The organism is Mycobacterium sp. 1245852.3, from assembly GCF_001669335.1.
Taxonomy (GTDB): domain Bacteria; phylum Actinomycetota; class Actinomycetes; order Mycobacteriales; family Mycobacteriaceae; genus Mycobacterium; species Mycobacterium europaeum_A.
Window position 1 is genome coordinate 17753 of the sequence record NZ_LZLL01000437.1, and the last position, 22622, is coordinate 40374.

General features: G+C 68.5%; 21 protein-coding genes and 2 pseudogenes. 14 read left to right on the plus strand and 9 right to left on the minus strand.

Annotated elements, in window-relative coordinates; genetic code table 11:
- Positions 1-46 precede the first annotated feature (46 nt).
- The gene (locus A9W96_RS19535; protein WP_066869834.1) at positions 47-994 is read right to left on the minus strand and encodes an alpha/beta hydrolase; all 948 of its coding nucleotides are present in this window, start codon (positions 992-994) and stop codon (positions 47-49) included.
- Positions 995-1132: 138 nt separating this feature from the next.
- Positions 1133-2050, minus strand: a complete 918-nt coding sequence (locus tag A9W96_RS19540; protein WP_231999745.1) for an alpha/beta fold hydrolase — start codon at positions 2048-2050, stop codon at positions 1133-1135.
- A gap of 202 nt (positions 2051-2252) precedes the next feature.
- On the opposite strand from A9W96_RS19540, the gene A9W96_RS19545 reads away from it, so the two are divergent.
- The 6 genes from A9W96_RS19545 (at position 2253) to A9W96_RS19570 (ending at position 7524) form a co-directional block, all read left to right on the plus strand.
- A complete protein-coding gene (locus tag A9W96_RS19545; RefSeq protein ID WP_067142244.1) occupies positions 2253-3065 on the plus strand; it encodes an SDR family oxidoreductase in 813 nt (270 codons plus the stop codon).
- On the plus strand, positions 3062-4285 hold the full coding sequence (locus tag A9W96_RS19550) for a zinc-binding dehydrogenase (protein ID WP_231999746.1): 1224 nt from the start codon (positions 3062-3064) through the stop codon (positions 4283-4285). The genes A9W96_RS19545 and A9W96_RS19550 overlap by 4 nt, the downstream gene beginning before the upstream one ends.
- A gap of 66 nt (positions 4286-4351) precedes the next feature.
- Positions 4352-4984, plus strand: coding sequence for a TetR/AcrR family transcriptional regulator (locus tag A9W96_RS19555; RefSeq protein WP_197499576.1), 633 nt, complete (start codon positions 4352-4354; stop codon positions 4982-4984).
- A 74-nt stretch (positions 4985-5058) separates the two neighbouring features.
- The gene (locus tag A9W96_RS19560) at positions 5059-5724 is read left to right on the plus strand and encodes a TetR/AcrR family transcriptional regulator (protein ID WP_067142250.1); all 666 of its coding nucleotides are present in this window, start codon (positions 5059-5061) and stop codon (positions 5722-5724) included.
- Positions 5717-6907 (plus strand): NAD(P)-binding protein, encoded by a 1191-nt coding sequence (locus A9W96_RS19565; protein ID WP_067142253.1) that lies wholly within the window; start codon positions 5717-5719, stop codon positions 6905-6907. The genes A9W96_RS19560 and A9W96_RS19565 overlap by 8 nt, the downstream gene beginning before the upstream one ends.
- 17 nt (positions 6908-6924) lie before the next feature.
- A complete protein-coding gene (locus A9W96_RS19570; RefSeq protein WP_231999747.1) occupies positions 6925-7524 on the plus strand; it encodes a DinB family protein in 600 nt (199 codons plus the stop codon).
- On the opposite strand, the gene A9W96_RS19575 is transcribed toward A9W96_RS19570, so the two are convergent.
- The 3 genes from A9W96_RS19575 to A9W96_RS19585 are packed head-to-tail and all read right to left on the minus strand — an operon-like array spanning position 7485 to position 11049.
- Positions 7485-8951 (minus strand): FAD-dependent oxidoreductase, encoded by a 1467-nt coding sequence (locus A9W96_RS19575; RefSeq protein WP_067142259.1) that lies wholly within the window; start codon positions 8949-8951, stop codon positions 7485-7487. The genes A9W96_RS19570 and A9W96_RS19575 overlap by 40 nt on opposite strands.
- Positions 8948-9856, minus strand: coding sequence for a biphenyl-2,3-diol 1,2-dioxygenase (gene bphC / locus A9W96_RS19580; protein WP_066869813.1), 909 nt, complete (start codon positions 9854-9856; stop codon positions 8948-8950). Before bphC ends, A9W96_RS19575 begins: the two co-directional genes overlap by 4 nt.
- 8 nt (positions 9857-9864) lie before the next feature.
- Complete coding sequence (locus A9W96_RS19585; RefSeq protein WP_066869810.1) at positions 9865-11049, minus strand: acyl-CoA dehydrogenase family protein; 1185 nt, start codon at positions 11047-11049, stop codon at positions 9865-9867.
- Positions 11050-11282: 233 nt separating this feature from the next.
- Here A9W96_RS19585 and A9W96_RS19590 point away from each other — a divergent pair, with 233 nt between their 5' ends.
- The 3 genes from A9W96_RS19590 to A9W96_RS19600 are packed head-to-tail and all read left to right on the plus strand — an operon-like array spanning position 11283 to position 14550.
- The gene (locus A9W96_RS19590) at positions 11283-12908 is read left to right on the plus strand and encodes an NAD(P)/FAD-dependent oxidoreductase (RefSeq protein ID WP_067142262.1); all 1626 of its coding nucleotides are present in this window, start codon (positions 11283-11285) and stop codon (positions 12906-12908) included.
- On the plus strand, positions 12905-13708 hold the full coding sequence (locus A9W96_RS19595; protein WP_066869804.1) for a mycofactocin-coupled SDR family oxidoreductase: 804 nt from the start codon (positions 12905-12907) through the stop codon (positions 13706-13708). The genes A9W96_RS19590 and A9W96_RS19595 overlap by 4 nt, the downstream gene beginning before the upstream one ends.
- Positions 13705-14550 (plus strand): mycofactocin-coupled SDR family oxidoreductase, encoded by an 846-nt coding sequence (locus tag A9W96_RS19600; RefSeq protein WP_066869801.1) that lies wholly within the window; start codon positions 13705-13707, stop codon positions 14548-14550. The genes A9W96_RS19595 and A9W96_RS19600 overlap by 4 nt, the downstream gene beginning before the upstream one ends.
- 7 nt (positions 14551-14557) lie before the next feature.
- Here the strand turns inward: A9W96_RS19600 and A9W96_RS19605 are convergent, their stop codons facing one another.
- The 4 genes and pseudogenes from A9W96_RS19605 to A9W96_RS19620 form a co-directional block, all read right to left on the minus strand.
- A complete protein-coding gene (locus A9W96_RS19605) occupies positions 14558-15439 on the minus strand; it encodes an alpha/beta fold hydrolase (protein ID WP_067142266.1) in 882 nt (293 codons plus the stop codon).
- A gap of 74 nt (positions 15440-15513) precedes the next feature.
- A pseudogene (locus A9W96_RS19610) lies at positions 15514-16895 on the minus strand (wax ester/triacylglycerol synthase family O-acyltransferase).
- 210 nt (positions 16896-17105) lie between these two features.
- A complete protein-coding gene (locus tag A9W96_RS19615; protein ID WP_067142269.1) occupies positions 17106-17534 on the minus strand; it encodes a DoxX family protein in 429 nt (142 codons plus the stop codon).
- Between the two features lie 80 nt (positions 17535-17614).
- Positions 17615-18055, minus strand: a complete 441-nt coding sequence (locus tag A9W96_RS19620) for a nuclear transport factor 2 family protein (protein WP_066866527.1) — start codon at positions 18053-18055, stop codon at positions 17615-17617.
- A 148-nt stretch (positions 18056-18203) separates the two neighbouring features.
- On the opposite strand from A9W96_RS19620, the gene A9W96_RS19625 reads away from it, so the two are divergent.
- The 5 genes and pseudogenes from A9W96_RS19625 to A9W96_RS19645 form a co-directional block, all read left to right on the plus strand.
- Positions 18204-18437, plus strand: a complete 234-nt coding sequence (locus A9W96_RS19625) for a general stress protein CsbD (protein ID WP_066866528.1) — start codon at positions 18204-18206, stop codon at positions 18435-18437.
- 97 nt (positions 18438-18534) lie between these two features.
- Positions 18535-18960, plus strand: a complete 426-nt coding sequence (locus tag A9W96_RS19630) for a PPOX class F420-dependent oxidoreductase (RefSeq protein ID WP_066866456.1) — start codon at positions 18535-18537, stop codon at positions 18958-18960.
- Between the two features lie 52 nt (positions 18961-19012).
- The gene (locus tag A9W96_RS19635; RefSeq protein ID WP_067142271.1) at positions 19013-21244 is read left to right on the plus strand and encodes a molybdopterin-dependent oxidoreductase; all 2232 of its coding nucleotides are present in this window, start codon (positions 19013-19015) and stop codon (positions 21242-21244) included.
- Positions 21245-21341: 97 nt separating this feature from the next.
- Positions 21342-22445 carry a 3-oxoacyl-[acyl-carrier-protein] synthase III C-terminal domain-containing protein gene (locus A9W96_RS19640; protein WP_082972493.1) on the plus strand — a complete coding sequence of 368 codons (1104 nt, stop codon included), beginning with the start codon at positions 21342-21344 and terminating at the stop codon, positions 22443-22445.
- A pseudogene (locus A9W96_RS19645) lies at positions 22442-22622 on the plus strand (hypothetical protein); the annotation flags it as partial. The gene A9W96_RS19640 and the pseudogene A9W96_RS19645, both read left to right, overlap by 4 nt.

The window sequence follows — 22622 nt, forward strand, 5'->3', positions numbered from 1 at the left end:
GAGCGTAAGCCCACCGCGGAAACCCGGGCCGAAAGTCGCAGCGGGCTTACGTTCGCGGAATGGAACGGGGCGCCGCATCGCGCGTAAGCCCGGGGCGCGACAACGCGCGGGCCAGGAAGGAGAGCATGGCCTGCACGGCCTCCTCCTCGCCGTCGAGAAATGCCGCGTAGTGACCACCGGGTAACAGGGCGAGCTGGCCGCGGGAGGCCCGTTGCGCCACATGGATTGCCGGTCCGGGCGGAGCCACGCCGTCATCGCTATAGGCGACAACGAGCAGCGGACACCGAATGTGCTTGGCGTATCGGCCGGGCCGGTAGAAGCCGATGCGTACCGCCGACCGCGCGGCCACCGCTTGGCGCCATTCGGGGTAGCGGTTTCCGGGGTTGAGCGCTCGGACGTAGTTTCGCGAATCCGGTGTGGTCAACGCCGCCACGGCGCCGCGCTCACCGGCCAGCGGAACGAGCAGGGGCTGGCGCCCAAACATTCCACCGACGGTGTCGACAGTGGCGCGGCTGATCAACCTGGTGAACGCCTGAGGTGTCATGTACCGCAACGCGTTACGCATGGCATGGAGGCCGTCGACCGCGGGTGCGTGCGCTATCGCTGCGGCAACGCGGGGATGACGTGCGGCTATGACGAGTGCGTGCCCGCCGGAAGCCGAGAACCCCCATATGGCCAACTTGTCGCGGTCCACGCCCGGCAGCGTTGCGGCGAAGTCCACGGCGGCGTGGTAGTCGGCCAACTGGTCGCGGAAACGCACTAGTTGCCTTGACGTGCCGCTGCTTTCGCCGAGGCAACGGTAATCGAAGGCGAGCACGTGGTAGCCGGCGTCTTGGAAGCGCTTGGCCAGACGATCGGTCCCGGGTTCCTTGGTGACGGCCAGCCCGGCAGCCATGACCACGCACGCCCCGTTCTCGCCCGGGTAGTGCCAGGCGGCGCATTGGCCGTCGGCGCTGGGGAACATCACCTTATGGCGCTGGGTGCTAGGTGCCATGACTTTGCTCCTTTGGCATACGGGAATAGCCTGGGCTGCAACGCATTAGACCGTGGACATCCCCGCCGCGGTTGCGCTGTAAGTCCAATCCATGACGTACGCCCGAAGATACATGCAGTATGTATGTAATGCAAGCGGCTACCATAGGTCCGTCGCAGCCGGATCCCGGGATGCCCGGCAGGGGCGGGCCAGCAGGTCCAGTAGCGCTGCCGTGACTTCGTCGGGCCGCTCCTCCATGACGAAGTGGTCCGCGCCGGCAATGCGGGTCAGGGTCGCCGCCGGAATTCGCTCCGCAAGTTCTCGGCCGGTCGCAAAGGGAATAGTGCGATCCCTGTCGCCCCAGATGATCGCCGTCGGACATTGGATCCGCTCCAACCCGGCGGCCAATTCGGGCACCGCGGGCACCCGGTAATCGCGGAAAAAATCAACGAACGTTTGCCGCCCGGGCGGCGTGTCCATCCATGCCAGATACTCGGCTTCGAGGGCGTCGTCGAAGCACCCGAGCCGGCGATACGGGCGCAACGCAACGTGATGCAGCCGCCGTAGCGGAAGGTTGCGCACGACGCCGGGAGCATGAGTCACGGCCCAGCGTTGTTGAAGCAGGAAACGATAGAACATCGGTCGAAAGACGCTGTGCGCGCGTGAGTTCAGCACCGCCAGGCGCATGACTTTTTGCGGGTGGCGCAGCACATAACCCAAACCGAGGAACGCGCCGTAGTCGTGAGCGACCAGATTGAATTGCCGCAGTCCCAGCGAATTGACGAGACAATCGAGCCGTCCTACCTCGTTCTCATATGTCGCGGGCGTGTCGGGCGGATCGGAGCGCCCGAAGCCCGGCCAGTCGACGGCGACGACGCGGTGCCTTTGGGCCAACGCCGGGATCTGGTGACGCCAGCACGATGCGCTCTGGGGATAGCCATGCAGCAGCAGTACCGCCTCCCCGTCGCCGGCTTCGACGCGAAAAACACTCATCAGCGGGCCGCCTTCGTCATGGTGAGCACAACCAGTGGCGGAACGTTTGATTGATTGAACGCCGCCGCCACCAACTGTCGTCACTGCGGCTGAGGCGATCAACCGTGCGACGCGCGCATGGCCCAATCGGTGGGATGCATGTCCTGCCGGGACGCCAACCGCGTTCCGCGCACGTATGCGAAATGGCGGTGCAAAGCCGCGTTCGAACAACCTGTTTGGCAGATATTGACACGGCGCCGTTCCTGATACGAAACTGGAACCGTTCCGTTCCCGAAGGAGGCCCGTCGTGGTTGTCGACAAGGCGGTGTTGGTCACCGGGGCCGGCAGCGGAATCGGCGCGAGCACGGCGCGCGCGCTGTACCGCCGTGGCGCACGGCTTCTTCTCGTGGACGTCGATGGGCCCGCACTGCAAGCGTTGGCAGGCGAATTCGGGCCCGGCCGAAGCCTGGTTGTGCAAGGCGATGTTCGCGATCCCGACGCCATGCGAATGGCGGTCGATGCCGGCATTCGGCAGTTCGGTCGCCTTGATGCCGTCGTGGCCAACGCCGGCGTGGGTTCCTGGACGCCGGTGCTCGACATGCAGCCGGCGCAGTTCCGCCAAGTCGTCGACATCAATCTCATCGGCCTGTTCAACACCGTCGGCGCCGCATTGCCCGCACTCGTCAGCGCAAAAGGGTACGTACTGGTGGTCGCGTCGGTTGCGTCCTTCGTCGCTGCTCCAGGTCTGGCCGCATACACGGCGAGCAAGGCAGGTGCGGAGCAGTTCGCCAACGCATTGCGACTCGAGATGGCTTGGCGCGGCGTCGATGTCGGCTCGGCCCATATGTCGTGGGTCGACACCCCACTATTCCGGCGTGCCATGTCCGATTCTGCCGGCTTCGCCGCCATGCTGGCCACACTTCCGCGTCCGCTCAGGCGGACGCTGTCGGCGGATGACTGTGGGGAAAAGCTCGCCGACGCGGTGCAGCGGCGGGCTGCCCGGGTTGCCATGCCCCGCTGGGTGGCGATGGCCCGCTGGGCGAAGCCGCTGCTGTCGACCCCGCCACTGGAACGTCAATTGCGCACACGGCTGGCGCAGGTCTTGGAGGACCAAGGATGAACACCGATCTCGTTCGGGCCCGCACGGCGCTGGGCCACTACGCCAGGCTGCTGAGTCCCGACGCGCTGTCGGCCGCGCGCCTGCCGCTGCACCGCGACACCAAGATGCGGATCAAGCAACTGGGCCGGGGGAGCGGCGGGCGCCGCCGGGCGAGCCGGCAACGCATGCGCGGGCTCGTCGCCTACCCCGGCGGCGCGCTGCGCTGGCGGTCGCTGCCCAGCCCCGCCCTGCCCGGCCCGCAGGCCGCGATCGTGCGACCGATCGCCGTGGCGACCTGCGACGTGGACCGGGCAATGATGCTGGGCCGCACCCCATTTCCGCTGCCGCTGCACCTCGGCCACGAATGCGTGGCCGAAGTGGTCGACGTGGGGGACGAGGTGACCTCCGTTCGGATCGGCGACCGGGTGGTGGTGCCGTTCCAGATCAGCTGCGGGCGCTGCTCAGCCTGCCGGCGTGGCCACACCGGCAGCTGCCTGTCGGTTCCCCCGGCGTCAATGTACGGGTTCGGCATCTCCGGTGGCCTTTGGGGCGGCGCGTTGGCCGACCTGATGGCCGTTCCCTTCGCCGATGCGATGCTCGTGGCCTTGCCCGACGGCGTCGAGCCGGCCGCCGCGGCCGGGGTGGGGGACAACGTCTGCGACGCCTACCGGCAAGTCGCGCCACACCTACCCGGCCTGCTGGCCGCCGATCCCGACGCCGAGACGCTCATCGTGGGCCGCATGGGCAGCCGTGAGCCGATGACCTCCAGCGCGGTGCTGTGTACCGGACTGATCGCTCAGGCGTTGGGCGCGCGCAGAATTCACATCGTCGACGGCCGTGCGGCCGTCCGCGATCGCGCCGAGCAACTGGGTTTCCATGCGCTGGATCCGCGGCACCCCCGCGAGTGGCCGACCGCCGCGCTGACCGTCGACGCCACCGGCACCCCGAGCGGGCTCCGACAGGTACTTCGTCACACCGCGCCCGACGGCATCTGCACCTGCGTCTGGTCGCTGCACCGGCGCGCCAGCGTGCCCCTGGCCGCCTGCTACGTGCGCAACGTGACGTTGCACATCGGTCGCAGTCACGTCCGCGCCGTCATGCCTTCGGTGCTCGAACTCATGGCCGCGGGAAAGCTGCGACCCGAGCTGGTCACCACGCTCACCGCCTCGTTCGACGACGCTCCGGACGCCCTGCGCGAGCACTGCCACGGAAACGCCATCAAGGCCATCCTCACGGCCTGATGACCATGCCGCCAACGAGCACCTCAACAACCCGGATCGGGAACCCGCGTGTGTCAATATCGGGTAGTGCAGCCGTCGCGAACGTATCGAGGATCCACCCCCGGCCAACGGGCCGAGCAGCGGCGCACGCGCCTCATCGAGGCCGCCGTCGACGTGTTCGGCACGGTCGGCTACCGCGCCGCGACGGTCGACCAGGTCTGCGCCAGCGCCGGGCTGTCGAAGCGGTACTTCTACGAATCGTTTCCCGACAGCGAGACACTGTTGCTCGCCTGTTACCAGCGATGCGCCGAGGAAATACACCAGGCCATGGTGAGCGCCGTCGCCCAGGCGCCGGCGGACACCCTCGACGTTCAGTTACGGGCGGCGCTGACAGGCTATTTCGAAGCCATCGACGCCGACCAGCGGCGGGCGCGGATCACCCTGCTGGAGATCCTCGGCGTAAGCCCCGCGGTGGATGCCGCCTGGGCCGCGCAAACCCAGCGGTTCGCCGCCTCGGTGGAGACTTTGGCGGCCGCCGCCTTCACCAAGACCACACTGCCCAAGGCGCAGCGGGCCATCATCGCCGAGGAAATCATCGGCGCCATCACCACCGCCGCCACGCTCTGGCTCCTGCAGGATCGCCGGCGCCGCCGGGCGCAACTCATCAACGCCACCCACGTCCTGGTCCTCGCCGTTTTCGACCGGCTGCCGCACGCCTGACTCGCGACCGCGTCTTGCGGCCGGTGCCGGCTGCTGCTTTACTGCAAGTAAGCACTTACTTGTTAGGAGGCGCGGTGCCCGTCACGTCGCGACAGCGGATCATCGCCGAAGCGCTGCGCCTGTTCGGGCAACGCGGGTTCGCGGCCACCACGATCGCCCAGATCGAACAGGCCGCCGGGCTGTCGCCGGGCTCGGGCGCGCTGTACCGGCACTTTCGCTCCAAGGACCAACTGCTCTATGAGGCCATCGGCGAGACCCTCGCCGATCGCGACCAGTGGGCGCCGTTCTTCGAGCCCGGCTTCTCGGTACTGGAATTGCTCGACCAGGTGGCCTCCGGTGCCGGGCTGGTCGACAGGCTCGTGCTGCTCTGCCGGGTGGGGTTGGGCCGGCTGGACCACAACCGCGACGTCACCCGGATCCTGTTGCGCGACACCTCGGCCTCCCCGGAGGTCCTCGAGGTGTTCCGCCGCAACGAGTACCTGCAGGTGCTGTCGGTGATCTCCCGCGGGTTGGCCGAACTGGCCGGGCCGGACCACGGCGCACACGACTGGGACGCCGCCGCCGTCGTGGTGCTCAGCGCGGTCGCGCATTACTGGCTGATCCGCGACACGTTCGGCGGTGAACACCCGGCCGCCATCGACGAGGAGCGATACCTGCGTTCCACCGCGGAAATGATCGCTGCCCGACTGCAGTGGTCGGATCCGACGCCCAACCCCGAAGAAAGGAACAACGATGGGTAGCCACATCAGCGTGATCGGCGGTGGTCTCGGCGGCCTGACCGCCGCCATCGCATGCGCGGAAGCCGGTGTCCCGGTGCGGCTTTACGAAGCGCACGATCGCCTGGGTGGCCGCGGCCGTGCCACACCGCCGCCCTATGTCGCCCACGACGGTGCGCACGTGTTCTACGCCGATGGTCCGCACTACAAGTGGCTGAAAAAGCGCGGCTTCGTCAAACGCCTCGGGTGGCCCGGTCCGGTCGCCATGGCCGCACTGCTGCACTTTCGCGCCGACGGGCGCATCCGTGCGCTGCCGCCGCTACCGATGCTGCGCCCGCAATCGCGCAAATGGCTCACCGCGCCCGTCGACGTCGACTTCCACACCTGGGCCAGCGGGCGGTGGGGCGAAAAGACGGCCACCCAGATGGCCAACGCGATCAGCGTCGTCACCTATCACGCTGACACCGGCCAACTTTCGGCGGCGTTTGTGTGGACGCTGTTCCAACGGGTCCTCGGCCCCAACCCGCCCGCGGTGCGCTGGGTTCGTGGCGGCTGGCAAACCGTCATCGACAGGATGGCCGACCGCGCGAAGGAACTCGGCGTCGCGGTGCAGACCGCGGCGCGCATCGACACCTTGCCCGCTGGCGGCCCGGTCATCGTGGCCACCGACATCGCCGCGGCGCGTTCCCTGCTGGGGGACGAAAGTCTCAGTTGGACAAGCGGACACGCCGCGCTGCTCGACATCGCCGTCAAGGCCGGCCGCAAGGACACCAATCTGATCTTCGATCTCGACGAGGGCGGCTTCCACGAGAGCTATAGCATGCAGGACGATTCGGTGGCGCCCGCCGAAGAGGCGCTCTACCAACTGCAGATGCCCGTCCGCGCCGGCGAGTCACACGCGGACGCGCACCGGCGACTGGAAGGCCTCGCCGACCAAGCGCTGCCGAACTGGCGCGAGCGCACCACCTTTCACCGCACCGCCATCGCCAAGGGCCGCACCGGCGCCCTGGACCTGCCCGGCCAGACCTGGCGCGACCGGCCGGCCGTCTACCGCGGCGACGGCGTGTTCCTGGTCGGCGACATGGTCTCCGCGCCGGGCATGCGCGGTGAAATCTCGATTAACAGCGCCATTGCCGCCGCCGCGGCCGCCACCGCCGCGCTGACCAAGGTGCGCACGCGCGCGTCCTCGGGCCGAAGCGCACCGTGATCGGTCTCAAGGATGACTTGCATCGACAGCTGCGCGACGCGCGTGCGGCGGTGGTCTGGAAGCTCGATGGACTGTCCGAATACGACGTCCGCAGACCGATGACCCCGCACGGCACCAACCTGCTGGGCTTGGTCAAGCACCTGACCGGCTGCGAGATCGGCTATTTCGGCGATGTGTTCGCCCGGCCTTTCCCGCGTCCTCCGCTGTGGCTGAGCCGCCCGGCGGAGCCCACGGTCGACATGTGGGCGGCGCCCGACGAGAGCCGGGGTGACATCGTCGATCTGTACCGGCGGGCGTGCGCGCACTCCGATCGCACCATTGCGGCCCTTGACCTCGAGCATCCCGGTGTCGCGCCCGGCTGGCCCGAAGACCGGCGCTCGGTGACGCTCGGGCGAATCCTCGTGCACATGCTCGCCGAGACCGCCCGCCACGCGGGCCACGCTGACATCGTTCGCGAACTCGTCGACAACCAAGCCGGGTCACAGCCGGGCCGCTCCGGCCTTCCCGACGTCGACGGCCCGTATTGGGCTGCGCTGCATGGACGTATCGAGCGCGCGGCCCGCCAGGCGCAGAAGACTCAGCCTTTGGCGGCCGAGCGCCCGGCGCGCCGGCCGTAGAAGCTGCCGTCACCCAGCGAGACGCCGCTGGCGTAGCCCCAGGCGGCCAGCCCGGCCGTGCACCGGCCGGCGGCGAAGAGGCCCGGGATGGGCGCGCCGCTGACATGGAGCACCTCGGCGTCCAGCGTGGTGGCCAGCCCGCCCAGCGTGAAACCGCCGGTGTTCTCCCGCAGATCGACCGCGCCGACGGGGGAGCCGATCGGCTTGATCCACTCCGGCTTCTTGTGCAGCAGCGGATCCTCGCCGCGCGCGGCGCCCGCGTTGTAGGCGGCCACGGTCGCCTGCAGCGTCCCCGGCGGTAGCCCCATTTCGGATTCCAGGTCGGCGACGGTGTCGGCCACCCAGGTCGCCGGGCGCAGCATGAACTTCGGCGACCACGAGGCCATCGCCTCCTCCTGCGCGTCGCCGTCGATGATGAGATAGGCGACGTTGTCCTGCTGATAGAGGGTGAGCTGGCCGATCCGGCCCGGGTAGGTGTCCTCGGCGACGTAGCGCTGGCCCCGTCCGTTGACCAGGATTCCGCGCACCAGCTGCTGCGGGTCGATGAAAATCGCGACCTCGGTGGCGTCCATGTGCGCCAGGTCGGCGCCGAGTGCCTGCGCCATCCGGATCGCCTGCCCGTCATGCTGCTCGATCGAGGCAGCCGGGCGCCCGGCGATCCGCGGCGCGTAGCGCGCCACCATCGCGTCGTTGTAGGCGAAGCTGCCCGTCGCGAGCACCACGCCGTTGCGCGCCCGGATGCTCATCTCGGTGCCATACCGGCGGGCCCGGATGCCGACCACTCGGCCGTCGGACTCGGTGATCAGCCGCTGCACCCGCACGTCGTACAGCGCGCGTGCGCTTGCGGCAGTGGCGGTTTCGACGAGGGGCTTCATCAGCATGTAGCCGGCGCTGGCCTCGCCCTGCTTCTTGTTCTGCATCTGCGGGACGTGCCCGCGCGGCGCGGGGGTGGCGATGGTGTTGAAGGGAAAGGAATTTTCGCCGCCGCTGTACATCAGCCCCTGATCGCCCATCGGTTCCCAGCCGGGCTCGGAGAAGAATTCCGCCTTGAACGGCACGCCGCAGCCGACCAGCCAGTCGAAGTGGGCGACGCTGCCCGCGCAGTAGTCGGCGATCCTGTTCTCGTCGGCGCCGGGGCCCATCGCGACGTTGAGGAATGCCGCCATGTTGTCGACGGAATCGGGGAAACCGCAAGCCGTTTGGATCGGGGTACCGCCGCCGAGATAGATGAAGCCGCCGGCCATCGACGCCGCCCCGCCCCAGGAGCCGGTGCGCTCGAGCACCAGGACGTCGGCGCCGGACCGGGCCGCTTCCACCGCCGCGGCCGCACCGGCGACCCCGTAGCCGGCGATGACGACGTCGGCCTCGGCGTCCCACGAGGTGATCTTCGACGCCGCGACCGGCGTCACGTCGGAGTCGGGCGTCACAGCCGCATGGCCGCGGGCATTTCGCCGACCCACTGGTGGCCCCAGTAGCTGTCGGCGGTGATTTCCTCTGCGGTGTAATAGGTTTCGTCGACCCGCATCCCGTCGGTGCCGAATTCGATGTCCCAGTCACCGGGTGCGCGGACGTAGAACGAGACCATCTTGTCGTTGGTGTGTCGCCCCAGGGTGGACGACAGCTGGAATCCCTCGGCGTTGACCCGGTCCAGCGCCTGCCCGACGGCGTCGAGGGTGTCGACCTCCACCATGATGTGGACCAGGCGCGGGTCGCGCTGGTGTGCGGCCGGCACGATCGCCAGGCTGTGGTGTCGCTCGTTGATGCCGAGGAACCGAACCCGCACGGGCCCAAACTCTTTGGGCAACGGCACCCGGAACGCGCCACGGGCCCGGAACCCGAGGACCTCGGTGTAGAAGTCGAACAGCCCGTTGGGGTCGGTGGCCGGCACCACCACGTGGCCCATGCCCTGATCACCGGTAACGAACTTCGCGCCGAACGGCGTGACGACCGGGCTGTGGTCGAGCACCGCGCCGTGGAACACCTCCAGCGTGGTGCCGGCGGGATCTTCGAAGGTGATCACCTCTTCGACCCGGCGCGCCTCGGCGTCGTCGGGGGACAGCTGCTTGTACGCGACGCCTGCGCCGTCGAGGGTGGCCTGCACGCGCTGCAGGGCCGGGTGGTCGCGCACTTCCCAGCCGACGGTCAGCACCCGGTCGGTCTCACCGGGCACCACGATGAGCCGGGCCGCCCGCTCGTCCATCCGCAGGTACAGCGCCGAAGGATCGGGGCCCTTACCTTCGGCGAACCCCAGCACGCCGAAGGCGAACTGCCGCCAGCGGTCGATGTCATTGGTCGAAATGGTGATGTAGCCAAGGCTTTTCAGGTCGCTCACTAATGCTCCTAGATCAGGGCCCGCAGCGGACCCTCGGGCGGGTCGATGCCGATCGAGCTCAGCGCCGCCGCGTGATAGGTGGTGCCCGGGACATGGATGGCGTGCATCTGGCCGACGTGCACGTCACGCCAATATCGTTGCAGCGGCTTGTCCATCCGCGCCGCGTTGCCGCCCGAGCGGGCGAAGATCTCGTCGACCGCCGACACCGCACGCCACACCGCGCGCACCTGCGTGCGGCGCCCGGCCGCCCGATCGGCGAAGGACACCTCCTTGCCGGCCGCGACCATGTCGTAGATGCGGTCGGCGTTGGCCAGCAGCTCCTGACGCGCCGCGTTGATGTCGGCGGCCGCCTCGCCGATGGCGTGCATGACGTAGGGGTCGTCCTTGATTGCGGTGCCGGTGGCGCCGACCCGTTCGCGCTGATAATCCAGATGCGCGGCGAGTGCACCCTCCGCGATCCCGATGGTGGCCGCGGAGATGCCCAGCGGGAACATCGTCGACCACGGCATCAGGTAGAGGGGTTCGGTCATGCCGGCCTCGCGCTGGGCGGTGCCGTCCATCACCTTGGTCGCGTCCATGGTCCGGTAGCTGGGCACAAACGCGTCCTTGACGATGACGTCCTTGGAGCCGGTCCCGCGCAGCCCCACCACGTTCCACGAATCGTCGACTATCTCGTAGTCCTTGCGGGGCAAGATCATGTGCAGCATCTGCGGTGGCATCAGCGGGATGCCCTTCTCGTCGCCGAGCATTGCCCCCAGGATGATCCAGTCGCAGTGGTCGGTGCCCGAGCTGAACTGCCAGCGCCCGTTGAAGACGTAACCGCCGTCGACGGGTTTGGCCACGCCCTGCGGCGCGTAGGGGGAGGCCATCCAGGTGTCGACGTCGTCGGCCCAGATCTCGGCGGCGACTTTCGGGTCCGCGTACGCCAACTGGTAGGGGTGCACGCCGACGACGCCCACGATCCAGCCGGCCGCCGGATCCAGTGCCGCGGTGGCCATCGTCGTCTCGGCGAACTCGCGCGGGTGCACCTCGAAGCCCTGATATTGCTTGGTCTGCAGCAGCCGGATCAGGCCGGCGCCCTTCATCAGCTTGACGGTGTCGTCGGTGAGCCGCCCGATGCGTTCGGCTTCGGCGGCCTGGTCGCGCAACTGGTCCGCCATGGCCACTACCCGGTCGAGTACCCGCTCGCTCATATCGTTGTCCTTACGTGTGTGGGCTAAGCACGTGTGGGGGCTAAGTAATGGTCTACCGCAGTCGAGGCCCGTCCCAAAGGAAATCCCGATGAGCGGACACCACGGGCGTCGGAATTCGACGCGAACCTCGCCGCCGGCCACCCACGCCCGGTGGCCGGGAAAACTCGCCGCAAGCGTCCGGTGACCGGGAGGCCGCGCGGGCCGCGCCGGCCGAGGCCCTACGGTGACTCGTTGTGAATGATTCCGGCGCGCAGTCCCTCGACGTCGTCGTGGTTGGCGCGGGGTTCGCCGGCCTGTACGCGCTGCACAAACTGCGCGGGCAGGGCCTGTCGGTGCGGGTGCTGGAGGCCGCGCCCGAACTGGGCGGCACCTGGTACCACAACCGGTATCCGGGAGCGCGTTGCGACGTCGAGAGCGTCGACTACTGCTACTCGTTCTCCGACGAACTCCAGCAGGAGTGGAACTGGACCGAACGGTATGCCACCCAGGCCGAGATCCTGGCGTACCTGAACTGGGTCGCCGACAAGCTCGACCTGCGCCGCGACATCGCGTTGCGCACCCGCGTGGTGTCGGCGCACCTCGACGAGGCGGCGTTGCGCTGGACGGTCACCACCGATGCGGGACAATGCTTTTCGGCGCGGTTCGTGGTGATGGCGACGGGTCCGCTGTCGGCCGCGCTGACCCCGGACTTCCCCGACCTGGACACCTTCGCCGGCGAGCTTTACCACACCGCGCGGTGGCCGCACCGGCCCGTCGACTTCACCGGCAAACGGGTGGCGGTCATCGGCACGGGATCCTCCGGCATTCAGTCGATTCCGGTCATCGCCGAGTCCGCCGCCCACCTCTACGTCTTCCAGCGCACCCCCAACTACAGCGTCCCGGCCGGCAACAGGCCCCTGTCCGCCGCCGAGCTCGACGAGATCAAGGCCGGTTACGCGCAGCGGCGTGCGCTGTCGTGGCGCAGCGGCGGTGGCTCGCCGCATATCACCGCCCCCAGGCCGACGATGCAGTTCACCGCCGAGGAGCGGCGTGCGGCGTTCGAAAAGCGTTGGCAGCAAGGCGGCGTGCTGTTCTCCAAGACGTTCCCGGACCAGCTGACCGACCTGGAGGCCAACGACGAGGCCCGCAGGTTCTACGAGGAGAAGGTCCGGGCCGTCATCGACGATCCGGCGGTCGCCGACCTGCTGATTCCCACCGACCACCCGATCGGCACCAAACGAATCTGCACCGACAGCAACTATTTTCAGACCTTCAACCGGGCGAACGTGTCGCTGATCAGTGTCCGGGCCACCCCGATCGAATCCGTCGACGCCACCGGCATCAACACCGCCGGGGCCGATAACACCGAAGCCCATTACGACGTCGACATGGTCGTGCTGGCAACGGGTTTCGACGCGATGACCGGGGCGCTGGGCAAGATCGACATCGTCGGCCGGCGCGGCACCGCCCTGCGAGACGATTGGGCGCACGGACCCCGCACCTATCTGGGGCTGGGCGTCGACGGCTTCCCCAACCTGTTTTTGGTCTCGGGTCCGGGGGCACCCGCCGTGCTGGCGAACATGGTGCTGCACGCCGAGGCCCAGGTGAACTGGATCGCCGAGGCCATCACCCACCTGGACCGGCACGGTTACGCCGCGCTGGAAGCCACCGTGGACAGCGTGGACGAGTGGGGCGCCGAATGCGCCCGCCGGGCCGAGACCACGCTGTTCACCAAGGCCAACTCCTGGTACATGGGCGCCAACGTGCCGGGAAAGCCGCGCGGCTTCATGCTGTTCACCGGGGGCTTCGCGACATACAACGACATCTGCGCCGAGGTCGCCGGCGCCGGCTATCGCGGCTTCGATCTAATCGAACGATGACGGGGTTGCTGGACAAGGTTGTGGTGGTCACCGGTGCGGCCAAGGGGACCGGCCGGGTGCACTGTGAGCGGTTCGCCGACGAGGGTGCCGACGTGATCGCGCTCGACGCGCCCGCGGCGGCCGACGAGTTGCGCGCTACGGCAAGCCGAGTCGACGACCGCGGCCGGCGGTGCGTAACCGGCCTGGCCGACGTCAGCGAGCTCGAAGCGATGACGGCCGCCATCGACGCCGGCGTGGCCGCGTTGGGCCGGCTCGACGTCGTCGTCGCCAACGCCGGGGTCCACCTGCCCGGCGCACCGTCGTGGGAACTGGACCCCCAGGTCTGGCAGCGCACGCTCGACATCAACCTCACCGGCGTGTGGCATACCGTCCGGGCGAGCGTGCCGCACCTGGGTGATCGCGGCGGCTCGGTGGTCGTCATCAGCTCCACCAGCGGCCTGCGCGGCCTGCCCAACACCGCCCACTACACCGCCAGCAAGCACGCGGTGGTGGGATTGGCGCGCACCCTCGCGAACGAGCTCGGGCCGCGCGGCATCCGGGTCAACACCGTGCACCCCGGCCCGGTGGCCACCCCAATGGTGCTCAACGAGGCCACTTTTCGGCGGCTCCGGCCGGACCTGGACAACCCGACGGCGGCCGACGCGGCCGAGGTGCTGCAGGCGCGCAACCTGCTGCCGGTGCCGTGGGTCGAGCCCGTCGACATCGCCAACGCCGTGCTGTTTTTGGCCTCGGACGCGGCCCGCTACGTCACCGGCACGCAGCTGGTGGTCGACGCAGGCCTGACGCAGAAGACGACGTGAGCGCCACGCGCGGCGGGCGACTGCACGGCAAGGTCGCCCTGGTCACCGGAGCGGCGCGCGGGATCGGCCGCGCGCAGGCGGTGCGGTTCGCGCAGGAGGGTGCGAACATCGTGGCGCTCGACGTGTGTGGCCCGGTCGACACCGTGCGTATCCCGCACAGCACCCCCGCCGACCTCGACACCACGGCGTCGCTGGTGCGCGATGCCGGCGGGCTCGCGCACACCGAGATCGTCGACGTGCGAGACCTCGCCGGTGTGCAGGCCGCCACCGACCGCGGGGCCGAGCGGTTCGGTGGCCTCGACGCGGTCTGCGCGACCGCGGGCATCACCTCCCGCGGCATGGCGGTCGAGCTCGACGAAAACGCCTGGCGCACAATGCTCGACGTCAACCTGACCGGGGTATGGCACACCTGCCGCGCGACCGCGCCGCACCTGATCGCGCGCGGGGCGGGTTCGATGACCCTGACGAGTTCCATCGCGGGCCTGCGCGGGCTGGTCGGCGTCGCGCATTACACCGCCGCCAAGCACGGCGTGATCGGTATGATGCGCAGCCTGGCCAATGAGCTTGCGCCGCACAACGTTCGGGTCAACTGCATCAGCCCGACCAACGTCGACACGCCCATGATCCACAATGACGTGGTGGGCGCCGCATTCCGGCCCGACTTGGACCGGCCACCCACCCGCGCGGAATTCGCCGAGGCGGCCCGCTCGATGAACATGCTCGCGGTGCCCTGGGTGGACGCGGTGGACGTGGCCAACGCCGCGCTGTTTCTGGCCTCGGACGAGGCCCGTTACATCACCGCGATCGTCCTGCCCGTCGACGCCGGAGCCACCCAGCGATAAGAACTGGCTAGCCGCGCGAAAGAAAAGCCAGCACGGTGCTTTCGAACGCCGCCTTGGCCTCGATCATGGCCCAGTGCCCGGAGTTGGGGAAGATGTGCAGCTCCGCGTTGGGGATGGTGCGCATCGGGATCAGCGCCATGTCCGGCGGGCTCACCCTGTCGTCGCGGCCCCAGGTCAGCAGCGTGGGCGCGGTGAGCTTGTGCATCGTCGCCCACGGTAGCGGCCGGTCGGAGGCGTTCAGCGCGGCGTTCATCCCGGCGAATGCCGCCTTGCCGTACATGCGTCGCGCCGCGGCCAGGGTGTCCGCGTCGGTGGCCAGCTGCCAGCGTTCCTCGATCAGCTCGTCGGTGACCAGCGCCTGGTCGTAGACCATCGACTTGAGCCAGTCGACCAGCCGCTGCCGCGTGGGGTCCTCGACGAATTCCTGCAGCAGCCGAATGCCTTCGCTGGGACTGGGACTGAAGATGTTGGTGCCGATCCCGCCGATGGTCACCAGCCGGCCGACGCGGTCCGGATTGTGGGTCGCGAAGTTGATGCCGACGCCACCACCCATCGAGTTGCCGACGATGTGCACCTTGTCCACGCCGAGCGCGTCCAGGAAGGGCGCCACCGTGCCGAAGGCGGCGACCATCGGGTGGCCGCCGAAGTCGTCGCTGACCCCGAAGCCGGGGAATTCCAGGATCAGGCAGCGGAACCGCTCGGCGAAGGCGGGCAGCACGCCGCGGAAGTTGCGCCAGCCGGTGACACCGGGGCCGGAGCCGTGCAGGAACAGCAGCGCCGGCCCCGAATGGGATCCGCCGGTGTCGTAGTAGCGCAAAGCGCCCTTGTCAGTGCTGATTTCGCGCAGGTCGTGCGCCGCGACGCTCGTCGGTTCCGAAGTGTCTGCCACGGATGTCACCCTGCCATGCCGCGGCGGCGAGGATGGACGGGGTTCCGCTGACCGGGCGGATCAGACCGGGCAGATCAGGCCGGCTCGCCGCAACTCAGCAGCTCTTTGAGCGCGGCGGGAAACGCATCGGCGAGGTCCCAAAGGTCCGGAACCAGGTCCGGGCAGGAGATGATGCCGATGCCCAGCCGGCCGTTGAGCGACATCACCGTGATGTTCAGCGCGGCGCCGGCGATGATCGGGCCGAGCGGATACATCGCGTCGAGGCGGCACCCCAGGAAGTAGAGCTGTTCTTGCGGGCCGGCGACGTTCGACAGCACCAGGTTGTGCGGCGGGTTCTCGGGCAGGGGGAGTCGCGGCAGCAGCCGTCGGGCCGCACCGAACAGGGTCTGCCCGGCCACTTGCGTCCAGTCGTGCAGCAGCGTCGGGCCCAGCGCCGCGGAGTGGTCCTTCGCCGCGGCGTTTCCCTCGGCGATGCTCGCCAGCCGTTGTACGGGGTCGTCGACGTGGGTTTCGAGGCGGCAGAGCATCCAGGTCATCTGGTTGCGGCCCGTGCGGGTGGACTTGCCGCGCACCGACACCGGCACGCTCGCGACCAGGGGGACGTCGGACAGCGCGTCGCGGTCTTGGAAGTACTGCCGTAACGCCCCGGCGCACAGCGCCGTCACGACGTCGTTGACGGTGACCCCGAACCGGTTTTTGACGGTTTTGACGTCCTCGAGGTCCACGTTGGTCAGCGCCACGTTGCGGCGCCGGGTGAACGAGCCGTTGAACGCGGTCGGCGGCGCCGCGAACGGGGCCGCCATCGTCTGGCCGCCGCCGCGGGCGCGCAGCACCGTCTCCGCCACGGTCAGCGCCGTGGCCGGCAGGACTCGGGCCAGCCGCCACGGCCGCAACGCCGCCCCGATCAGCCCGCTCGCGGCGATCTGTAGTGGATTCGCCGCGCCGGCGCGCTCGGCCGGTTCCGGCGGCGGGGCGTCGGGCACGTCGCTGCACAACTGCGAGAGCAGGTGGGCGCCGCCCACGCCGTCGACCACCGCGTGGTGGACCTTGAGGACGACGGACAGTGCGTCCGTGCCGTGCAGGCCTTCGATCACCCACATCTCCCACAGCGGCCGGTCGCGATCGAGCGGCAGGCCGCGATGTGGCCGCAGATGTCCGCTAATTCTTTCGGGCCTCCCGGCGACGGCAGGGCCACGCGGTGCAGGTGGCGAGCCGTGTCGAACCGGTCGTCGTCGACCCACACGGGGTGGTCGAGGTTCAGTTGGTTGTCGGCCAGCTTGAGGCGGAATTCGGGCACCGCATCAAGCCGCTCGCGCAGCGCCGCACTGAAGCGATCAAAGGTGTAGCCGCCGGGCATCGTCGACGGGTCCAACTCCAGCACGCAGCAAACATTCAAAGGCTGCGTCGGCGATTCCAGGTGCAGAAAGAATGCGTCCAATCCGCTGAGTCGTTGCATCGTTGCTCGTCTCGGTTGTGCGGCCATGACCGCTGGTCACCTGACCCACGGTCATTCCCGGAGCTCCGCAAGCGCGCTCAATCGGGAGACCGCAATCTTTTGGTGTGTGACTTCTAGCTGTAGCCGTTGAGGGGCTTGGGGCAAACATTTCGTCAAGACATTTAACGAAATCGCCACCGCGGGCGCCCGGCGCGCCGACGGGCGTGGAGATTATGCGCTGGTCGACTGGCGGGCGGTGAGCAGGTGGTCGACGGAGTAGCGGTTGTGCCCGCGGAACGCAATCACGCCGACGAGAAAGAGCGCGTGCACGAGTTGGTCGCCGATCACGTTGAAGTGCTCGATCGACGTGGCGCCCAGGACCAGACCGACCATCACCAGTGCGCCGGCGATGGCGGCCGTCCGGGTCAGCACACCGGCCAGCAACAGCGCTCCGATGGTCAGCTCCGCGAACGGCAGCGCGTAACCGCATCCCGAGACCGCGACGGCGGGCAGCATCGACTTCGTGAACTCACTCATCAGCTGGGCGTGAAACGCGCCCAGCTTCGGCAACCGGACCAGGCCGTGGCCGAACAGGCTGGCCCCGATGCTCAGCCGAACCAGCTGTTCGGCCACGGCCCGGTCGGTGTCGGATGTCCCCATGGTCGATCCTTTCTCGGTGGTCGTGGCGCGGAAACGTCACGCGAACAACAGGTTTCGCGGGGCCAGCGATCGCGGTGCCGCTAGGGCCGGCGGGCCATTGCGGAGTCGGGAGCCGCCCAGTCGGTCGAGACCTTGCGGTGCTTGATCAGCCAGGCGCCACCGTCGGGAACCAGGATGTCGCGGTACCGGCCGTAGTGGTCCAGGCCGATGTGGGTGACCACGGTGAAGTAGCAGTCGACCCGGGCGCGGTCGGGTGTCACCTCGGTGAACAACACGTTTGCGACGTTATGGCGCACAATCGGTTTGACGTCGGTGTCGACGGCGATCCGGCCCGTGACGCCGCCCAGGAAGGCCGCGATGTCCGACCGCCCGTGCAGTGGCTCGAAACCCCGGATCTCGAGGACGCCGTCGGCGCAGAACGTCGCCGCCAGGTCGTCGAGGCGGCCGGCGTCGCCGGACCAGTTGTAGCGCGCCAGGGTATCCCGAATCCGCTCGCGGGCGACCAGTTCCCACATCTGCACCGTCACGACTCCTCGCCCCGCCGACCCTTCTGGGTCAACAGCGTAGGCGTATTGCACGGTCTGGCCGAAGTTTCGAGAATCCGCCCGTTGGGCAATAAGGGAGTCGATTGCACGACACGGGCGCGTGCACGCCATGGAGGGAGAACGCATGTCGGACAAGAGTGGTCCCGCGGAGGCCGTCGAGGGCATCGTCGAGGGCATCAAGGGCAAGGTCAAGGAAGTCGCCGGCGCGGTCGCCGGCCGTGACGACCTGAGGCGCGAGGGCCAGGCCCAGCAGGACAAGGCCGACGCGCAGCGTGAGGCGGCCCAGAAAGAGGCCGAGGCCGAGAGCGCCCGCAAGGCCGCCGATATCAACGAGGCTCGGCAAAAAGCCGAACAGTAGCGACGTCTGAGGGTGGCCCGGTCACAGGCGTGGCCGGGCCGCCGCGTGTGAGCAGCCGATTGGGAATGAAATTCCGCGCCTGGCTGTATAACCACGCATGAAGCTCAACGATGCCGCGCGCGGCCTCATCGGCAAGGGCGCCGATGCGACCCTGGTCACGATCAATCCGGATGGCAGCCCCCAGGTGAGCGTGGTCTGGGTGGCGCTGCGGTCGACACCGGACGGTGACGAACTCGTCAGCGCCCACCTTTCGGAACACAAGAAGGTCCGCAACGTGCGCAGGGATCCCCGGGTGGCCGTGACGATCGTGTCGCTGGACGCTGCGGGGCAGGGGATGCGGCCCTACCTGTCCATCGCGGGCACCGCCCGGATCACCGAGGGCGGCGCCCCCGAACTGCTGACGGAGCTCAACCCGGTGCTGGGTGATCCGAACGCGAAGTTTCCACCGGACAACGCGCCGCCCGGCTACCTCACCCACATCCGTATCGACAGGGTCGGTGGCATCGGGCCCTGGACGGCCTGACCCCGCACATTCTTCACTTCCGCTACCCGCGGTAGCGGAATACAGTGGGTGGATGAAACCCGGCGAGGACGGTACCCACCTGCGCACGTGTCCGTTGTGTGAAGCCATGTGCGGCTTGGCGATTGACGTCAAGGACGGCCACGTCACCGGCATTCGCGGCAACCGTGACGACGTGTGGAGCCGCGGGCATCTGTGCCCAAAGGGCACCTCGCTTGCGGCGCTGCACGACGATCCGGACCGCATCCGCGCGCCGATGATCAAGGTCGACGGCCAGTGGCGGGAAGTCAGCTGGGACGCGGCGTTTCGCCGTTGCACCGAGTTGCTGACCCCGGTGATCGAGAAGTACGGCATCGGCGCGGTGACCGCCTACACCGGCAACCCGCTGGCGCACTCGTTCTCGCTGGCCCGCTATGCCGGCGTGCTGATGGGGATGTCGGGCATGCCGGTCACCTATTCGCCGGGGACGGTCGACCAATGGCCGAAGAACCTGTCGTCGCATCTGATGTACGGGCTGTGGTGGAACTTCCCGGTGCCCGACATCGAACGCACCGACCTGCTGGTGATCATGGGCGCCAACCCGGCGGCATCGCAGGGTTCACTGTTGGCCGCACCCAACGTGATGGGCCTGATCGATGGGATTCGCAAGCGCGGCAAGGTGATTGTGATCGACCCCGTGCGCACCCTGACCGCCGCGCGCGCCGACGAGTGGCTGCCCATCGTGCCCGGAACCGACGCGGCGCTGTTGCTGGCCGTCGCGCACACGCTCTTCGACGAGGGGCTGATCAATCCCGGTCCCCATGTCGACGGTGTCGACACCATGCGGGCGGCCGCGGCGGAGTGGGCGCCGGAGCGGGTCAGTGCCGTCACGGGCATCGGTGAGGACCGCATCCGCCGGCTGGCCCGCGAGCTCGCGGGTACGGAGAGATCGGTGGTCTACGGCCGAATCGGCCTGTGCAACCAGGAGTTCGGCAGCCTCGCCAGCTGGCTGGTCGACGTCATCAACATCCTCACCGGCCATTTCGACACCCCGGGCGGGGCGATGTTCCCCGCTCCGGCGGCCTGGTCCATCACCACCGCACCGCTGCCCGGATTGGAAGACGGCGCACCGGAATTCGGTCGCTGGCACACCCGGGTGCGCGGCGCCAAGGAGGTGCTCGGTCAGGCACCGGTGTCGTGCATGGCCGAGGAGATCGCCACACCGGGCGATGGGCAACTCAAGGCGCTGATCACGGTGGCGGGCAATCCGGTGTTGTCCACCCCCGCCGGCGACAAGCTCGACGAAGTGCTGCCGATGCTGGAAGCGATGATCTCCGTTGATCTTTGGCTGAACGAGACGACGCGGCACGCCGACGTGCTCCTGCCCGGGCTGTCCCCGCTCGAGCAGCCGCACCACGACGATCTGATCCTGCTCTTCGCCATCCACAGCATCGCGAATTATTCGGCCCCGGTGTTCGCTCCGGGCGATCGCCCGCACGAGTGGGAGATTTTGATCCGGCTGACCGGCCTGTGTACCGGCACCCCGGCCGAGGACGTGGACGTCGCGGCGATCGACGACGGCTTCTTCGACTACCTGGCCTTCACCCGCGGCCTCGACGGGGCGCAGATCCGCAAGCTCTACGAGCACGGGGGACCCGAGCGAATGCTGGACCTCACCCTGCGAACGGGGCCGTTCGGCGACCGGTACGGCAAGAATCCGGGTGGACTCACGCTGGACCTGCTCAAGGCCAACCCAAACGGAATCGACTTCGGACCCATGGTGCCGCAGCTGCCCGACCTGCTCGCCACCTCCGACAAGAAGATCCGTCTCGCCCCGCAATACCTGCTCGACGACCTGCCGCGGCTGGCCGCCCGCATGCAGCGGCCCGCCGAACCGCTCGTCCTGGTGAGTCGCCGCCACCTGCGATCGAACAACACCTGGCTACACAACGTGCCGGCGCTGATGAAGGGAAAGGACCGGTGCACGTTGCTGATCCATCCCGACGACGCGGCCCGGTGCGGCATCGCCGACAGCGACATCGTGACGGTGAAATCGGAGGCCGGTGAGATCACGGTGCCCGTCGAGGTCACGGACTCCATCAAGCCCGGTGTCGTCTCGATGCCGCATGGCTGGGGGCACGGCAAGCCGGGCACCCGGATGTCGGTGGCCAACAACTCACCCGGCGTGAACACCAATGTGCTCTCCCCGCCGACGTTCATCGACGAGCCCTCCGGCAACGGTGTGCTCAACGGCATCCCGGTCACGATCATCGACGGTCAAGCGCGATTCCGGCCCGCGCCAACCTGACCGTCTCCTGGTTAACGGGCGATGTCGCGCTGTGGTTCACCTCACCCCGGCACCGATCCGGTGAACCATATGCGGGGTGGGCGTCGTCCGCATAGGCATGACTACAACAACGTATTCCACTTCCGCGCATCGGGACGCGGGCCGAGGGTGCGGCGCTCCCCGGATCGCCGGTACCGCGGTGGCTTTCACGCCGCACCGTTACAACCAAGACGAGGTGGCGCGCGAACTCACCGAGTTCACCGATCCGGCATTCGTGCGCTTCGCCCAGACCGCCGGCGTCGACCAGCGCAGCCTCGCGCTGCCGCTGGCGCGGTATCCGCGCCTGAGCGGATTCACCGAGGCCAACGACGCCTACCTCGAAGTCGCCGTCAATCTCGGTGAGCGGGCGGTCAATTCGGCGCTCGAGGACGCCGGCGTGGCCGCTCACGAGGTCGACTGCATCGTGGTGGTCTCCAGCACCGGAATCGCCGTGCCCACCATCGACGCACGACTGATGACGCGAATCGGGCTGCGGCCCGACGTCAAGCGCGTCCCGCTGTTCGGGCTCGGCTGCGTGGCCGGCGCCGCCGGCATGGCGCGGGTGCACGACTACTTGCACGGTTACCCCGGCCACGTGGCGGTGCTGCTGTCGGTCGAATTGTGCTCGCTCACTTTGCAGCGCGACGACACCTCGATTCCTGCCCTCATCGGCGTCTCGCTGTTCGGCGACGGCGCCGCCGAGGTCGTCGTGGCTGGGGGAGACCGAATTCCGTTGGGGGACAGCGCTACCGGTCCGCACATTCTGGCGACCCGCAGCCGGGTCATCCCGGATTCCGTTGACGTGATGGGCTGGAACGTCGGTTCGAGCGGTTTCCAGCTGGTGATGTCGCGCGAGGTCCCGAAAATGGCCGACGACTACCTGCGCGACGAGGTCGACGCGTTCCTGGCCGGCCACGGGCTGACGGTCGCCGACATCTCGGCGTGGGTCTGTCATCCCGGGGGTCCGAAGGTCCTCGAATCGATCGAGAACGCGCTCGGCCTGCCGGCCGACGCGCTGGCTCACAGTCGAAACTCCATGCGGGAGAACGGGAACGTATCGTCGGTCTCCGTGCTGGACGTGCTGCGCCGCACGGTTGCGCAGCCGCCGCGCGACGGCGCCTTCGGCGTGATGCTGGCGATGGGCCCGGGCTTCTGCTTCGAGCTGCTGCTGCTGCAGTGGTGACGGGGGGCAACGCGATGTACTACTACCTTTTCATTCTGGCCATCGGCGCCGAACGTCTCGTCGAGTTGATGATCGCCCGGCGAAACGCCAGGTGGTCAATGTCGCACGGCGGCAAGGAGTTCGGGCGCGATCACTACCCGGCGATGGTCAGCATGCATGCCCTGCTGCTGATTTCGC

Coding starts and splice junctions, on each gene's coding strand:
- A9W96_RS19535 (WP_066869834.1), bottom strand. CDS start 994: ATGGCACCTAGCACCCAGCGCCATAAGGTGATGTTCCCCAGCGCCGAC.
- A9W96_RS19550 (WP_231999746.1), top strand. CDS start 3,062: ATGAACACCGATCTCGTTCGGGCCCGCACGGCGCTGGGCCACTACGCC.
- A9W96_RS19565 (WP_067142253.1), top strand. CDS start 5,717: ATGGGTAGCCACATCAGCGTGATCGGCGGTGGTCTCGGCGGCCTGACC.
- A9W96_RS19585 (WP_066869810.1), bottom strand. CDS start 11,049: ATGAGCGAGCGGGTACTCGACCGGGTAGTGGCCATGGCGGACCAGTTG.
- A9W96_RS19595 (WP_066869804.1), top strand. CDS start 12,905: ATGACGGGGTTGCTGGACAAGGTTGTGGTGGTCACCGGTGCGGCCAAG.
- A9W96_RS19615 (WP_067142269.1), bottom strand. CDS start 17,534: ATGGGGACATCCGACACCGACCGGGCCGTGGCCGAACAGCTGGTTCGG.
- A9W96_RS19625 (WP_066866528.1), top strand. CDS start 18,204: ATGTCGGACAAGAGTGGTCCCGCGGAGGCCGTCGAGGGCATCGTCGAG.
- A9W96_RS19630 (WP_066866456.1), top strand. CDS start 18,535: ATGAAGCTCAACGATGCCGCGCGCGGCCTCATCGGCAAGGGCGCCGAT.
- A9W96_RS19635 (WP_067142271.1), top strand. CDS start 19,013: ATGAAACCCGGCGAGGACGGTACCCACCTGCGCACGTGTCCGTTGTGT.
- A9W96_RS19640 (WP_082972493.1), top strand. CDS start 21,342: ATGACTACAACAACGTATTCCACTTCCGCGCATCGGGACGCGGGCCGA.